Origin of the sequence: Teretinema zuelzerae (genome assembly GCF_021021555.1) — a bacterium.
In the GTDB taxonomy this organism is placed as follows: domain Bacteria; phylum Spirochaetota; class Spirochaetia; order Treponematales; family Treponemataceae; genus Teretinema; species Teretinema zuelzerae.
In genome coordinates this window covers 876,791-892,158 of the sequence record NZ_JAINWA010000003.1, presented here as the reverse complement: position 1 = coordinate 892,158, position 15,368 = coordinate 876,791, and the positions used below count along the sequence as shown (strand labels likewise).

The 15,368-nt window shown below is 57.9% G+C and carries 11 protein-coding genes; 4 read left to right on the top strand and 7 right to left on the bottom strand.

Features of this window, described 5'->3' with window-relative positions:
- Positions 1-9: 9 nt before the first annotated feature.
- The 7 genes from K7J14_RS11190 to K7J14_RS11160 form a co-directional block, all read right to left on the bottom strand.
- Positions 10-2,406 carry a caspase family protein gene (locus K7J14_RS11190; protein ID WP_230756193.1) on the bottom strand — a complete coding sequence of 799 codons (2,397 nt, stop codon included), beginning with the start codon at positions 2,404-2,406 and terminating at the stop codon, positions 10-12.
- Positions 2,407-2,416: 10 nt separating this feature from the next.
- Positions 2,417-3,187 (bottom strand): hypothetical protein, encoded by a 771-nt coding sequence (locus K7J14_RS11185; protein ID WP_230756191.1) that lies wholly within the window; start codon positions 3,185-3,187, stop codon positions 2,417-2,419.
- Positions 3,184-3,708 (bottom strand): RNA polymerase sigma factor, encoded by a 525-nt coding sequence (locus K7J14_RS11180; protein WP_230756189.1) that lies wholly within the window; start codon positions 3,706-3,708, stop codon positions 3,184-3,186. The genes K7J14_RS11185 and K7J14_RS11180 overlap by 4 nt, the downstream gene beginning before the upstream one ends.
- 191 nt (positions 3,709-3,899) lie before the next feature.
- The gene (guaA, locus tag K7J14_RS11175) at positions 3,900-5,807 is read right to left on the bottom strand and encodes a glutamine-hydrolyzing GMP synthase (protein ID WP_230756187.1); all 1,908 of its coding nucleotides are present in this window, start codon (positions 5,805-5,807) and stop codon (positions 3,900-3,902) included.
- Positions 5,808-6,002: 195 nt separating this feature from the next.
- Positions 6,003-6,536: a cysteine hydrolase family protein gene (locus tag K7J14_RS11170; protein ID WP_230756185.1), complete on the bottom strand. Its 534-nt coding sequence runs from the start codon at positions 6,534-6,536 to the stop codon at positions 6,003-6,005.
- Between the two features lie 46 nt (positions 6,537-6,582).
- Positions 6,583-8,412: a glutamine--fructose-6-phosphate transaminase (isomerizing) gene (gene glmS / locus K7J14_RS11165; protein WP_230756183.1), complete on the bottom strand. Its 1,830-nt coding sequence runs from the start codon at positions 8,410-8,412 to the stop codon at positions 6,583-6,585.
- A gap of 51 nt (positions 8,413-8,463) precedes the next feature.
- Positions 8,464-9,741 carry a YhjD/YihY/BrkB family envelope integrity protein gene (locus K7J14_RS11160; protein ID WP_230756182.1) on the bottom strand — a complete coding sequence of 426 codons (1,278 nt, stop codon included), beginning with the start codon at positions 9,739-9,741 and terminating at the stop codon, positions 8,464-8,466.
- A gap of 171 nt (positions 9,742-9,912) precedes the next feature.
- Between K7J14_RS11160 and dapA the strand changes: the two genes are divergently transcribed.
- From dapA to K7J14_RS11140, 4 genes are all read left to right on the top strand, one after another.
- Positions 9,913-10,800, top strand: a complete 888-nt coding sequence (gene dapA, locus K7J14_RS11155; protein ID WP_230756181.1) for a 4-hydroxy-tetrahydrodipicolinate synthase — start codon at positions 9,913-9,915, stop codon at positions 10,798-10,800.
- Between the two features lie 52 nt (positions 10,801-10,852).
- Positions 10,853-11,944 (top strand): aspartate-semialdehyde dehydrogenase, encoded by a 1,092-nt coding sequence (gene asd, locus K7J14_RS11150; protein ID WP_230756180.1) that lies wholly within the window; start codon positions 10,853-10,855, stop codon positions 11,942-11,944.
- On the top strand, positions 11,941-13,212 hold the full coding sequence (locus K7J14_RS11145; RefSeq protein WP_230756179.1) for a diaminopimelate decarboxylase: 1,272 nt from the start codon (positions 11,941-11,943) through the stop codon (positions 13,210-13,212). The genes asd and K7J14_RS11145 overlap by 4 nt, the downstream gene beginning before the upstream one ends.
- A 232-nt stretch (positions 13,213-13,444) precedes the next feature.
- Entirely contained in the window at positions 13,445-15,367 is a 1,923-nt protein-coding gene (locus tag K7J14_RS11140; RefSeq protein ID WP_230756178.1) for a tetratricopeptide repeat protein, read from the top strand.
- Position 15,368: the final 1 nt, after the last annotated feature.

The window sequence follows — 15,368 nt, the reverse complement described above, 5'->3', positions numbered from 1 at the left end:
ACGGGAGCGTTAAAACCTCACGCCGAAGGACCAGCTGGTATACACCGCCAGATTGTCGTTCATTTCCTGGAGCGTTCCGGTTTTTCCGTAGGTGAACGCCTTATCGTTGTATCCAGGGATCAGGACGTCGGCGTTCCAGGACGCAAAGCAGCTCAGGTGGTCTGCGATATGCATGTTGCCGGTGATCCGCGCCGAAGGAATCTGCATTTGCGCCAGCTCCCAGCCGAATCTTTCCGCTTCCTCGTCGGTCTCGATCACAAGCTCTCCGTAGCTATCCCATTCTTTCGTGTCTATAACCTGCTTCGAGAATATTTCGACATCGACGCTCATGTTGCCGAATTCGAACAGGCGATGCCCGACTCCGAAGCCGAAAACGGTGAAGTCCCAGTCCCACTGCCGATCCCACCTGACCGGCGTTCCCAGGCAGAAGGTGGTGAAGAACTGCTTGGTTCCGCCCTGATACTGCGCCCATCCCATTCCGTTGGTGTCTCCGTAGACGGAGGCTGCCATGATGCCGTCCGCGATAAAGTTGAGCAGACCCAGCGCGACGCCCTGATTCTTCTTGGCTATGTTGACGATGCCGATCTGGGCGCCTTCGATTTCATTCGCTACGTTGATGAAGCCTGAAATCTGGACGCCGCGGGAAACTTCGCCGGCGGAGTTCAGAAAGCCCGCCGCCTGCAATCCGTTAAAGCCCTTGTCCGCGCTGTTGAGAAAGCCGGCGGCTTGTCCGCCGTCGATGAATCCTTCTCCGCTGTTCATGAAGCCGGCTGCCTGGAATCCCTTGAGGTCGCCGCTGATCGAATTAAGGAATCCGGCGAACTGGGGTCCGTGGAGGGATCCTTCGACGCTGTTGAGAAAACCGGACGCCTGCATGCCGTTCATGGTTTGATCCGAATCCGCCGTGCACATGAAGCCCGCGGCCTGCACTCCGTTGATGACGCCGGTGGCCGTCGCCATGAAGCCCGCCGCCTGAACTCCCTGCAGCGATCCGTCGTTCATCGCCATGAAGCCCGCCGCCTGCACGCCGTTGATATGCCGGTTGGCAAGCATGAAGGGGCTTACCGCGACGTTGACGTAGTCCCCGGGATTTTGGGGAAATTCTAATCCGGGGAACAGGGACACGCTGATCGGTTCCCATCTCGTTCCCGGACCGGGAAGTCCTGCTCCCGCCTGGTTTTCGGCCTGTTCCTGCCGGGATGCATGATCGGCTTCCTCGGCCCTCGCTCTGGCGTATTCGCGCACGGCGGCGAGATCGGCTTCGTTGTTCGGATCGAACTCGCCGTAGGGATCGTATTCTTCTTCCTCGCCTGAAAGCGGCTGCACCGTCATTCCCCGGGCTCTGCCCTGGCTGCGGATAACGGAGGAAAAGTGCGAGGGGTCGAGCGAGATTTTCTGTCCCCGCTCAAGGCGGATGGAACCCTGGCTCGCGGCGAGCGGAGTCACCAGAGAAACCTGGTAGTAGCCGGACGGAAGGGCGAGGGCTACTTCGGTGCCCTTCATCTTGTTTATCTCGGAAACCAGGATGCCCCCGCTGTTCCGGAAGAAATACGCTCCCTCCTGATCCGCCGGTATATGAATCATGGACTCGGCGTCCGAAATATCGGTCATGACGAGATCGCCTGAACCGACAAGGGTGATGTTATAGGAAGGATGCTGAGGGCCGATCGTGCTGGATTCGGTTTTCGCCAGCGTCTCGTTGAAGGCGTAATGGTAGAGTTCGTTGAGCGAAACCCTCCGGTCTCCCGAGCTGTCCGCCGCTCCCCGCAGGCCGCTTACCAGAGCGTGGGTAAAATAGGAGGCCTGGAGCTTGTCGGATTCCTGCGAAGCTTCGTATTCGGAACTGGACGAAAGATAGGCGTGTCCCTGGACAATGGTCGAATCGTCCATCAAAAAAGGCTTTTGCCGCGAACCGCCCTTGGTTCGGACGAAATTGCCCGAATAACAGGAATCCAGCATGACGACGTGCACATCGGAGGGCACCGTTCCAAGGGATGCTTTCAGCTCTCCGTATCCGTAGGTTTCGGTTCCCAGAAGAAGCGCCGCTTCGTCCGAATGTCCCGAATAATAGAATATGAACTCGCTGCGCCGCGCCTTTCCCTTGTTTCGCGAGATATCGGCGGCGATGGACTCGAAGGCGAGATCCACATCGGAGCGGGCGGGGTCTATCAGGAGTATGCTTTTCGCGGCGGGAACTCCGCCGATTTCGGAGAGGGTTTGCGCTACCTTCTCGGCGTCCGATCCCGCGTAGCGGAGCACTTCCCGTCCCGGGCCGCCGTTGTTGGAGGCTACGTACAGGGCGTACCGGTCGATGGGGGATTTCTCGGTCGTTTGGCAGAATCCCTCCTGCGCGGCCGTTAATAAGGCCGCGGCGGAAAGGGCGAGGGCAAGATACGGTGTTTTCATTCAGAAGTCCTTATTTGAAAAGGAGGATTTCGGTCATCCTCACTCCCGCCGGAAGATATCCGGAGAGGTCGGAGGTCGCGGCGAGAGCGAAGCGGCCCGCGTTTTGTATCGATGTTATGATGCTGGAAACGGAGAAGTTCCGCTTTCCCGAGATGAATATGAACCGCTCGTACGCCGGGGCCGAATCGAGCTGATAGGAAAAGTCCAGGGGGATTTCGCCGTTCGTCCGGAGCTGGCCCGCCATGAGGCCGTCGTCCGGGTAGTGCCGGGTGATGACTCCGTTGCCGTCGATCGAAATGATGGCGCCGAAGGCGTCTCCCGCGGCTACGTAGCTGAGCTGGAGCACGTCTCCCTCTGATACCTTCGTCCGCTGCCGCAGCAGTACGGCCTCGCTTCCTTCCTTACGGTAAACGAAGAGGATCGGGCCGTTTCCCTTTGCTCGGTCTGCAAGATGCAGAACTCCGTTATCGGCCATATTGCCTTCCAGCGATGCGCTTCCGGACGTTTGAACGACGCCGACCGCGAGGGCGACAACCAGGCAGGCTGCCGCTGCGAATCCCATCGTTTGAACGGCGCGGAACCGCGAACCTGCAGCGTTCGCCCTGCGTTCCGTATCGTGCGAAAGCCGGGCCCGTATTTCCGTTTCTATCAGGTCGGCCGGATAGCGGCGAAGAATATCAGCGGTTGAAGCATGGAGTTCCCTCAGTTCCGCGTCCATCGTTCCGGGATTCGCGCGTTCGCCCAATGCTATTTGTTCCGTATGAAGCGCATGTTGTTTCATTTCGACGCCCCCTGTTGTAAAGTCCCTGCGTCCCGCAAAGCCTTCTTTCTCAGCACGGCGAGCCGTTTGCGGACTCCCGAAACCGACATTCTCATTTCCTCCGCCGTTTCTTCCAGCGTTAAACCGTCTACATAGTGGAGAACAGCCATAGTTCGTGTATCATCCTTTGTATCCTCGAATATCTGATCGAGGAGGGCCGCCGTATCCACGATTTCTTCATGGCGGGCGGACTTCGAGTCCTCGATCTCGTGCAGCAGGTTTTCAATCTGCGGGCCTCTGCGCAATCTGTCGGACCGTATGCGGTTCATGCAGACGGAGGTCGCCACTGTGTAAAACAAGCTGGAACAGACGCCGGAAAGCCGTTCGCGCCGTTCGATGATGCGGACGAAGGTGTCCTGCATGCAGTCCAGCGCTCGTTCCTCGTCTTTCAGGAGGAAGCGGCACCTTCGCAGAACCATCGGGCCGTATTTGCCGTATAGTTCGCCGAAATCATCGATCGTGATCGTTCCCGTTGCGTTCATTTCTTTCTGTAGTTCCTGTGCACATAGGATATAACACATCGTCTTTCAAGGAGTGTTACCGGACTGGAGAGAAAATTTCCGTTTCCCGGGGGTCGAATAAGTGTATCACGTTCAGGCCTTCTCGACCGGGGCGAACGCGCAAAAAAAAGCCGTTCGACCGGGGGGCCGAACAGCTTTTTAGGCGCCATTTTTTATTCCCACCCGAAGGTGGCCGGCGGCTTGTTCGTAATATCGTAATAGATTGCGTCCACGAATCCGAGCGCCACGATCCTCTCGACGATGCGCTTGAGCAGATCCCTGTCCAGATGGGCGAAGCGCGCCGTCATCACGTCTTCCGAAACGACCGGACGCAGCACGATGGAGCATCGGTCCGGTCCCGAGGCGAGCGGGAGATTAATCGTCAAATGCTGAAAAATTGCGCTGTACCAGCCGGCCTTCTTCAGCTCGTCGAGCACGATTGCGTCGGCCTCCCTCGTCTGGTCGAGCCTCGGCTTGTCGCACCAAAGTTCTCGGAGCGCCGGTTCCGCGCCCGGGCGTTTCCACAATTCCACGACTGTTCGATTCACGTCGGCGCTGGCGTTCGTGATTTTGGAAGAAAGCTCTTCAAGCTCGTCCCAAGAGGGAAAGTCGCCGAAGATGTCGCCGAACGAAAGCACCGCCGGGAACCGGTAGGTTCTGAAATCGCCCTGGACGCCGACCGATCGGACGGGAAGAACGGAAATCCCGCTGAATCGTCCTTTGGTCAAAGCGCCCTCGATAGAAATCGCTTTGATTCGCTCTCCGGAGGCTTCGAACTCCGCCCTGTCGGCGAACACGCCGTCGCTGCACAGCACATTGATGGAAAGCCCGGGGCCCGGGAAGGGATGGCGGAATACCAGCTCGTCGGAAAGCCCGACCTGTTTGCCGATTATCCTGACCTCGTCCTTATAGAGATCCTTCAGCGGTTCGATGATCAAGCCCTTTTCGATCAGGGCCTGTATGCCGTCGACGCGGTTGTGATGCGTTTTAATCACATGGGAGTTTTTCGTGCCGCCGGACTCGATGATATCCGGATACAGCGTTCCCTGGCCCAGGAGCCAGTCGTCCTCGGCGAGCTTGAGCCGCGCCACGACCGAATCCCGGACCCGGATGAAGGTTTCTCCGATCGCCTTTCGCTTTTTCTGCGGATCGGCTTCCTTATATACCGCCTGCAGAAAGGCCTCGCTCGCGTCCTCCACGATGAAATTCGTAAAACCCGCTTCCTTGTAGCGCTTCTCGATAATCCTGCTTTCGTCCTTGCGCATAAAGCCGTTGTCGATATGAAGGCCCAGTACGCGCTCCTGGCCGAGCGCCGCGTTAAGGAGGGCGAACGCGACCGTAGAGTCCACTCCGCCGGAGAGGAAGAGCAGCACCTTGCGCTTTTTGCCGTCCCGCTCCCGGCCGTTCGTTCCGATGCCCCTTCCGTCGGCGGCATCGCGGATCTCCGTCATTATCGTTTCCAGAACCTGATCGCGGCTCCAGTTTTTCTCCATGCCGCAAATGCGGTTCGCGAAATTAGCGAGAATCCTGTCGCCTTCCGGGGTGTCCTTCACTTCCACATGGCACTGAAGGCTGAATCGCTTTCTCTTCAGGTCCTGCAGCGCCGCATAGGGGCAGTCCTTCGTCGAGGCGACCGTCTCGAATCCTGCGGGAAGGCTTAGAACCGCGTCCTGATGGCTCATCCACACCTGGGAGGGCAGGGCGATTCCCTCGAAAAGGGGAGACGCGGGAATAGCGTTTCCTGCGCCGGTCGAAGCTGTCAGATGCGCGATGCCGAATTCGCCGACCTCGGCCTTGCCGACCGACGCGCCGTATTCCTTCGCCATTAGTTGGTGGCCGTAGCACAATCCCAGAATAGGGATGTCGAGCTTCAATATGTCTGAATTAAATTCGGGAACATGCTCATCGTAGACGGAAGAGGGTCCGCCTGAAAACACGATTCCCTTCGCCGCCGCGAGAGAGGCGACTTCCGCCTGGGGCAGGGCGATTTCCGAATAAAAACCCATCAGGCGCAATCGCTTGGCGATGAGATGGGCGTACTGGCTGCCGAAGTCCAAAACTACTATTTTGTCGTGATCCATGTCGCAGTATATCAAATCTTGCGGGGGGAAGTCTCCCCCGCGCTCCAAAAGATCAAGCGCGGGCGGTACCGCGGAACGAAAGTTTGAACGTCTTGAGTGTTGCCGGTTCGCTATACCTACCGGTAGGTATAGAAAGCGCGCTTGACGTTTTTCCGCTCCCCCTTCTTTCCGCGCCGTCTATCCTGTATCGATTTTTTATCGCGGGCAACAGTCCGGGGTTGCTTCCGGTTCCGCCGCGCTTCCCGCCAGCCGGCGGACCATAACCGGGGATGCCGTTTTGCTGATCCGTTGTACGAACCTCCGGTTATCCGGATTTTCGCTTGCGAGCGCGCCTTCCAACAGAATCGGCTCCAGATCCAGATCAAGCGCGCCCCGGTACGTGGAAAGCACGCAGCACTCCGCGCAGTATCCGGCGAGAATAACGGTTTTAACCTTTTCAGCTTCGAGGACGTCTTTCAGTTCCGTCTTGTTGAAGGCGTTCCAATACCGCTTGCGGACGCGGGTTTCGCGGTCGAGCGGCTCAAGGCCGTCGATGAGGTCGAAGGCTTCTCCCGGATGATCGGGACTGTTCATCGAGCTGACGTCCTGAATCCAGATCACCGGCAGTTTCCGTTCCCGGAAAAAGGGGAGGATTCCCCGCAGGGTTTCCGCCGCCTTGTCCATTTCCTTCCTGCTCGTTCCCGACCAGGAAGCTTTCTGCATATCGATTATCAAAAGTGCTATTTTCATTCCGTGAATATCGAACGCCCCTTTGCGTTCCGTTTTGACAGTTCTGTTATTCTACCGTGACGCTCTTCGCGAGGTTCCTCGGCTTGTCGGGATCGAGTCCGCGCTGCAGCGAGGCGTAATAGGCGTACAGCTGGCTCGGGATCACCGAGAGAATCGGCGTCAGCGGATCGAGGGTGCGGGGAATGCGGAATATCTCGTCCGCGGTTCCGTCGAAGTAGGGTTCTCCCTCGTAGGTGATCACCAGGACGGTCGCTCCGCGCGCCTTCACTTCCTTGATGTTCGAATCCATCTTGTCGAACAGGGCGCTTTGCGTGCAGATAGCGACGACCAGGGTCGACTCGTCCACGAGGGCGATCGGTCCGTGTTTCAGCTCTCCTGCCGCGAAGGCCTCGGAGTGGGTATAGCTGATTTCCTTGAGTTTGAGGGCGCTTTCCAGACTGATCGCGTAATCGAAGAGGCGGCCCATGAAGAAGGCCTTGGTTTTGTTGAACTGCTGGCTGGCGAAGCGCTGAATCGCTTCCTTGTGGGCGAGCAGGGATTCGGCCTGGGCTGGTATCTGCTCGAGGGCGTCGATGTAGCCGGTGAGTTCGTCTTCGCTGATGGTTCCCCGGAGCGATCCGAACTGCATGGCGATCAGATACACGCACATGAGCTGCGTGGTGAATGCCTTGGTCGAGGCGACCGCGATCTCCGGGCCCGCCCAGGTGTACATCACGAGGTCGGCCTCTCGCGCGAGCGTGGAGCCGACTACGTTGGTGATCGCGATGATGCGGGCTCCGCCTTTTTTCGCCATGCGCATGGCTGCCAGGGTATCGGCGGTTTCTCCCGACTGGCTGATGATGATGAAGATGTCCTTCGGGTTGAAGATGGGCTTGCGGTAGCGGTATTCGCTCGCGATGTCTACGTCCGTCGGGATGCGCGCGAAGTGCTCGAAGGCGTACTTTCCTACGACTCCGGCGTGCCACGCGGTGCCGCAGGCGGTGATCACCACCCGGCTCGCCTCGGCCCAGGATGCGTCGAATCCGATTTCTTCAAGGTGTATCGTCTTGTTCGAGTATGTTTTCACGCGCGCGCGGAGGGTGTCGGTGAGGGCCTTCGGCTGCTCGTGGATCTCCTTGAGCATGAAGTGTTCGTATCCGCCCTTTTCCGCCGCCGCCACGTCCCATTCTACGTGCACCAGCTCCTTGTTCCGCGGATTGCCCTCTTCGTCGAAGAACTCCACCCGGTCGCGGTAGAGCACCGCCAGCTCCCGGTCGTCGAGATAGTATACGTCGCGGGTGTATTCCAGAATCGCCGGAACGTCGCTCGCGATGAGGTTTTCTCCGTCGCCGGCTCCGATGATGAGGGGCGAGTCTTTTCTCACGGCGATGATCCTGTCCGGGTCGCTTTCGCAAATCACCGCGAGGGCGTACGAGCCTTCAAGACGCTTCAGGGTTTCCTGGACGGCTTCAAGGAGGTTTCCGTTGTAATGGAAGTCTATCATGTGGGCTACTACTTCCGTATCCGTCTGGCTGCGGAATACGACTCCGTGGCCTTCGAGCCAGGAACGAAGCTTCGCGTGGTTTTCGATGATTCCGTTATGCACGACAGCTATTTTTCCTGATACGTCCGTATGGGGATGCGAATTGATGTCGCTCGGCTCTCCGTGGGTCGCCCAGCGGGTATGCCCGATTCCCATGGATCCCTGGATAATCTCCGTCGCTATTTTCTGTTCAAGAAATTTCAATGCGCCCTTGGCTTTTCGAACGATGAGGCTCTCGGTTCCAAGAACGGCTATTCCCGCAGAATCGTAACCGCGGTACTCAAGTTTTTTAAGGGCGTTAATCAACACCGGGGTGGCTTCTTCGTCACCGATATATCCGACAATTCCGCACATAGTTAACCTCTTTTGCAATCAAACAACAAAGCCCTTCAGAGATAACACGATTCACGGGTGCATGGAAATAGTTTTCCCCTGTTTTTTACGCAAAAAGTCCGTCATGGAAAAAAGGGCCCAGCGGGAAAGCTCTCCGTCCACTTCCAGGGTTTCCAGGAAGATATCCTCCGGGATTTTCAGGACCGTCGAATCCGTCTCGGCGCGTACGGTAGATATCCTGAGGGCTCCGGAGAGGCTTTCTATTTCGCCGAAGACGCTTCCTTCCCCGAGTCGTGAAATCTCGTTTTTCGTCTCCGTCAAAATCGAACCCTTCCAGATATAAAAGAGTCCCTGGCTTTCGTCGTTTTTCGAATAGACGGCGTCCCCGGCCCGGTATTCGCAGGCGTATTTGCGGAAAAAAAGCTCCGGGCGCCGGAAGATCCTCCGCTCGATTCTGCGGAACAGATTCGTTTCGTCAGCCGGAGGGAGCAGGCAGATCCGGGAAACCAGAAAGCTTTCGTAGAATTGCTTGGCGTACAGAAACTGCGCCCAGTACAGAAACAGCAAAAAGAAGGTATACACCTCCAGCACCAGCACGATCGCGTTGCTCAGGATGCCGTACACCAGATTGTATCGGGTCATATCGATGAACAGCGAATACAGGGTTTGCGTGATCCAGAACGAGGCGGTGCACGCCGCCGCCGCGAGAGCCGCGTCCTGGTGAGCCGGCCGCACGCGCGGAAGCAGATCGTACACCAGGAAGAGAAAGAGGAAAATCGCTCCCAGCGGAGTGTAGAGAAACAGACGCGACAGGAAATTCGCGGCCGCGGGGTTGATCAGTTCGCGCGAGAGGGCAGAACGGAAAAACGCGTTTGCGGTGGTGACCGATATCGCCGTGCTCACAATCAATACCACGAGCAGCACCTCTCCGGCGATGATCAGCAGGTTTTCCCGTATCGGCCGTCCCTTGCCCCGCTTCCTCCAGATCTGCGCGAGGCCCCGCTGCAGAGAGGCGAAGAACCGGCGGGCCATCCAGAAAATCGTCAGTCCCAGAATGATTTCCACCCAACTGGTCGTGCGCGCGTATAATATGGATGAAACCGTAGTCTCGTAATCGAAGACATGGAATTGGGGAAGTACTGAATCTACCAGCTGGAGCAGGGCTTCCGGGGAAGCGTGGAACACGCGCAAAAGGACAGCAAGCGTCATGAGCAGAATCGGCAGGGCCGAAAGTATGAAATTGCAGGCTCCTGCGGCCGCGTAGGTAAACAGATCGTTCTCGAGGAAGGCGCCTGAGGTAATCCAGATTTTTCTGAACAGCTCTCCGGGGTTTTTGAGCATCTTTTTCATGGCTACCGAGTATACTCTCTTTTGTCGATTCGTGTGTATTGCGCGCATTCTTTCGCGCGTAAGGACATCCAGCCCCTTGTCATTATGCATAAATATGTAATAAACTGGTATAAAATTGCAAGAGATAGTCTCCTCCGGCGCGTTGGAGGGTATCTCATAAGGAGACGCGATATGATGAAACTGCGTGGAGCATTCACCGCCCTGGTCACCCCGATGAAGGAAGACGGCTCAGTCGACTTCGAGGGATTCCGCGATCTGGTGCGGTTCCAGCTCAAAAGCGGTATTTCCGGAATCGTTCCCCTGGGAACCACGGGCGAAACCCCGACCCTGGACGAGAGCGAAGAAGAAACCTTGATCGACATTGCCATGGAGGAAGCCAAAGGAAAGGTTCCCGTCATCGTGGGCGCCGGGAGCAACAATACCCGGGATGCGGTCAAATACGTCAAACGCGCCAAACAGAAGGGAGCCGACTACGCTCTGGTCGTGACTCCCTACTACAATAAGCCCAACGACGAGGGAATTTTCCTGCATTTCGCCGCCTGCGCGGAAGTGGGTCTTCCCATTATCGTATACAACATCGCCGGACGGACCGGCAAGAATATTTCCACCGCTCTGCTCGCCCGCATCGCCGAACTTCCGAATATCGCGGGAGTCAATGAAGCTTCGGGCGACATCAACCAGATGATGGAAGTCATCGAAACCATCGCCCGAAAAAAGCCCGGCTTTAGCGTCCTTTCCGGCGACGACGCGCTGACTCTCCCCCTCGCGGCCCTCGGCGGCGACGGAGTCATTTCGGTCGTGTCCAACATCGCTCCGGCGGAAGTAACCGCCCTCGCGACGGCTGCGGTGAACGGAGACATGGAAAAAGCCCGAACGCTTCATTACAAGCTGCTTCCGGCCTTCAAGGCTGCCTTCGTGGAAACCAATCCGGTTCCCATCAAGGCGGTCATGAACATGAAGGGCCTGCCCGCGGGATCTCTCCGGCTGCCTCTGGCTCCGCTCGATCCGGCTAACGCTCCCAAGCTCCGCGCCGCCTTCCAGGCCGCCGGAATTCTTTGATAACGCGGCTTGTAAAGCCGAACCGAACAGCATCGTACAGGAGTTTTTTATCATGAGTCAAAAGATACCCGTAGGAATACTCGGCGCCACCGGCGCCGTCGGCCAGAATTATATCTATCTTCTGCAGAACCATCCCTGGTTCGAAGTCTCGTATATCGCGGCGAGCCCCCGTTCTGCCGGAAAAAGCTACCGCGAGGTAGTCGCGAGCAAGTGGCTGCTCGGCGCGAACATCCCCGAAGGAGTCGCGGACCTGATCATCGAAGACGCGAACGACGCCTCGAAGGCTCTCGGCCGCTGCCGCTTCGTATTCAGCGCCCTCGAGCTGGACAGCAAGGACGAAATCAAGGCCCTGGAAAATGCGTACGCGGCCCTCGGCATTCCGGTCGTCTCCAACGCCTCCGCCCATCGCTGGTCGGAGGACGTTCCCATGCTCATCCCCGAAATCAACGCCGACCACATTTCCGTCATCGACGCCCAGCGCAAAACCCACGGCTGGGACAAGGGCTTCGTCGCCGTCAAGCCGAACTGCTCCCTCCAGAGCTACATGACCCCCATCTGGGCCCTCATGCAGGCCGGCTACGAGGTGAAGCGCATGTTCGTCACCACCATGCAGGCCGTCTCCGGCGCCGGTTATCCGGGCGTGCCCAGCCTCGACATGATCGACAACGTGGTTCCCTACATCGGCGGCGAAGAGGAAAAGAGCGAGAAGGAACCCCTCAAGATTCTCGGCAAGGTCGAGAACGGAAAGATCGTCAACTTCGGCGGCCTCAAGGTTTCCGCCCACTGCAACCGCGTGCCGGTCATCAACGGACACACTGCCTGCATCAGCCTCGAATTCGGCGACAAGAAGCCGTCCCTTGCAGAGGTTGAAAAAATCTGGCGCGAATTCCGCGCCCTGCCCCAGGAGCTGGACCTTCCCTTCGCTCCCCGCCAGCCGATCATCGTGCGCTCAGAAGCGAATCGCCCGCAGCCAAGGCGCGACCGCGACGAGGACAAGGGCATGGCCGTTTCCGTCGGCCGTCTCCGCGAATGCCCCCTGTTCGACATCCGCTTCGTCGGTCTTTCGCACAACACCGTGCGCGGAGCCGCCGGCGGCGGAATCCTGAACGCCGAACTCCTCAAGGCGAAGGGGTACCTCGCATGAGCGAAAAATCCTTCCCGCTGACTCTGCAGGATCTCCGCGGGCTGACCGCGCAGTACCCGACTCCCTTCTATCTCTACGACGAGAAGGGAATCCGCGAGCACGCCAGGCGTTTTATGAACGCATTCAGCTCCCGCTTCCCCGGTTTCCGCGAGTACTTCGCGGTAAAAGCCTGCCCCAATCCCTTCATCATGAAGATTCTCGCGGCCGAGGGACTCGGCGCGGATTGCTCCAGCATGCCCGAACTCATTCTGGCTCAGAAGTCCGGCCTTACCGGCGATCAGGTGATGTTCACCTCGAACGAGACGCCCGAATCGGAATACGTCTACGCGAATCTGATGAACGCCATAATCAATCTGGACGATATCACCCATATCGACTATCTGGACAAGGCCTTGGGCGGTTTGCCCGAGCTTATCTGTTTCCGCTACAATCCCGGCCCCCTCCGCGACGGCAACGCCCTCATCGGCAAGCCCGAGGAAGCAAAGTACGGCCTCACCCGGCCCCAAATTCTCGAAGCGTACGCGGAAGCCGCCAAACGGGGAGCGAAGCGCTTCGGACTGCACACGATGGTGGCCTCCAACGAGCTCAATCCCGACTATTTCGTCGAGACAGCCCGCATGCTCTTCGAGCTCGCCGTCGAGATCAAGGAAAAAACCGGCGTTGCCGTCGAGTTCATCAACATGGGCGGCGGCATCGGCATTCCCTACCGGCCGGGGCAGAAGGCGATCGATTACGACTATGTCGCCGATAAAATGAAGGCCGCCTACGACGCCGTCATGAAGCCTGCAGGCCTTGATCCGGTCCGGATCTGCTTCGAGTGCGGCCGGCCCTTCACCGGACCCTACGGCTGGCTGGTGACGAAGGCGATCCACGAGAAGCACATCTACCGCGAGTACATCGGAGTCGACGCCAGCATGGCCGACCTCATGCGGCCCGGAATGTACGGCGCCTATCACCATGTTTCGGTCGTCGGCAAGGAAGACGCTCCCGCGTCTAAAACCTACGACGTGGTCGGATCCCTGTGCGAAAACTGCGACAAATTCGCAGTTCAGCGCGAGCTTCCGGAAATCGAGAAGGGCGACTTCGTCGTGATCCACGACGCCGGAGCCCACGGCCGGGCGATGGGGTTCAACTACAACGCGAAGCTCCGCGCCGGAGAACTTCTCCTGCGCGAAGACGGAAAGATCATCGAAATCCGCCGCAAGGAAATCATCGACGATTATTTCGCCACGCTTGATTTCAAGAAGCTTCCGGGCTTCAAGGCGTAAGAGAAAACCGCTGAAATACCGAACCGTCCTGCGCTTTCCGCGCGGGGCGGTTTTTTTTCGCCCTGCGAATGTAAAAGAAACAGATGTCCAGAAAAAAATACCGTATAGAAGGAATTCTGGACGTTTTTTATGATTTGGAGGGGCTATACTGTCATCCTCAACGCACCGGCGTCAGCGTAAATCCAGGACATGTCAGGATTTAGCGGATGCGGATCAACGAGAGGGGAAGGCTATGGCTCCCAATAAAAAAGTTCATGTGTTCGTATTCATCAGTATTCTTCTCTGCATCGGCCCGGCGGCGGCTTTGGAAATTGCTTTCCGGTTGACTCCGCAGGCGAGCATTCCCTTCGGCGGCGATCAGAAAGAGCTCTATTCCCTCGGCGCCTCCGGCAGCTTCAACGCGGACTTCATATTCGCCGGCTTGATCGGCCTCGGACCTGAAGCCGGGTGGGAGCTCACCCGCGTCGACGCCTCGTCCTCCCTTCCCCAGTTCGTCCGCTTCGGGCCGGCCCTTACGGTTTCCGCCTATCCGTTTTCCCGCGTATTCGCTCAAGCCGGCGTTTCAGGCGGAATCTACGAGTGGTTCTACGACGGCGAAACCTACGGCGATTTCTGGTATCGCGCCTGGGGCGAAGCGGGTTTCCGCTTTTCGCCTTCGATGAGCGTTTCCGCGGCGGCCGGCTGGTCGACCTACCTGTTCAACGCCTCCGTCAACGAGACCGGCGGCCCGATGTACAGCGGCCTTTCTGCCGGACTGAGCCTCCGCTACCTGCTCGACACCAGATCTTCCACAGGCGGAGTCGATGCCCTCCTGCATCAGGACGAACCGGTTTTTCCCCTTGTGTATTCGGTGTATCGCGATTCGAGCCTCGGATCGGTACGCATAACCAATCAGGAAACAGCCGAAATCAGGAACGTCCGGGTCAGCTTTCGCGCCGGCGATTATACCGCTTCCACCGTGTTTTGCGGCTCCATTCCCGTTCTCGCTAAACGAAAGAGCGGCGACATCCCCGTTACGGCCGATTTCTCCGAAGCCATTCAGCAATTCACCGAAAACGGAAAATTTCCCGCGGAAATGGTCGTTTCCTACACGGTTTTGGGAGAACAGCGGGAATCCGTGCGCCCCGTGGTCGTGGAGACTTATAATAGAAATATGGCAAGATGGACGGATAGCAGAATCCTTGCCTCATTCATTTCTCCGAACGCGCCGGAGGTTCTGGACCTGTCCAAATACGTCGTCGGGATGGCGCGCGACCGCCTGCGAACAGGGTTGAACCGGAACATGCAGTTCGCCATGTATCTGTTCGAAAGCCTCAGGATTTCAGGACTTGCCGTAAACGGCGGAGATACTCCCTATGAAGCCTTCCATCTCGATCCGGCGGCCCTCGACAGCATTCAATATCCCTTTCAAACCCTTTCGTACCGCTCGGGCGATCTGGACGACATCGGCATCCTCTTCGCCGCCCTTCTGGAGTCGGTGGGAATCAGAACCGCCTTCATTCCCCTGCCGGAAGATTTCGTCGTCGCCTTCGCTCTCGACATCGACGCCGCGGCGGCGGAAGGCCTGTTCTCCGGCTACGACCGTCTTTTGGATATCGACGGCAGCGTCTGGATTTCGCTTTCCTGCAAAACCCTGAAGGAAGGCTTCATCAACAGCTGGTATACGGCCGTTTCCGCCATCGGATCGGAAGCGGAAGCGGGGAGGGACGTCGACTTCGTCGATCTCCGCTCGGCCTGGCTTTCCTATCCCGCGGCGCGCATAACCGGCAGCGGCGTCAAATCGGACAAACCCGAGGAAGCGCTTATTTCATCGGCCGTGGAAACGAATCTCCGCCGCTATATCGGCGCGGAATTCGGACCGAAGATCCGCGAAATACAGGAAAAAATCCTTGCCGAAGGATCGACCCCGGCGCTCAACAATCAGCTGGGCCTCCTTTATGTCCGCGCCGGAATGTACGCGGAAGCTAAGAAATTCTACGCCCTGGCCGCCGACAAACAGTCGGTTCCGGCGATGGTTAATCTGGGAAACATAGCTCTTCTCGAAAAAGATCTGTCTTCCGCGGAACGGTGGTTCCGCCGGGCGCTGGATATTCAGGAGGATAATCGCGGCGCGTTGAGCGGCCTTGAACGGGTGCTCGCGGATCAGGTGAATTAGG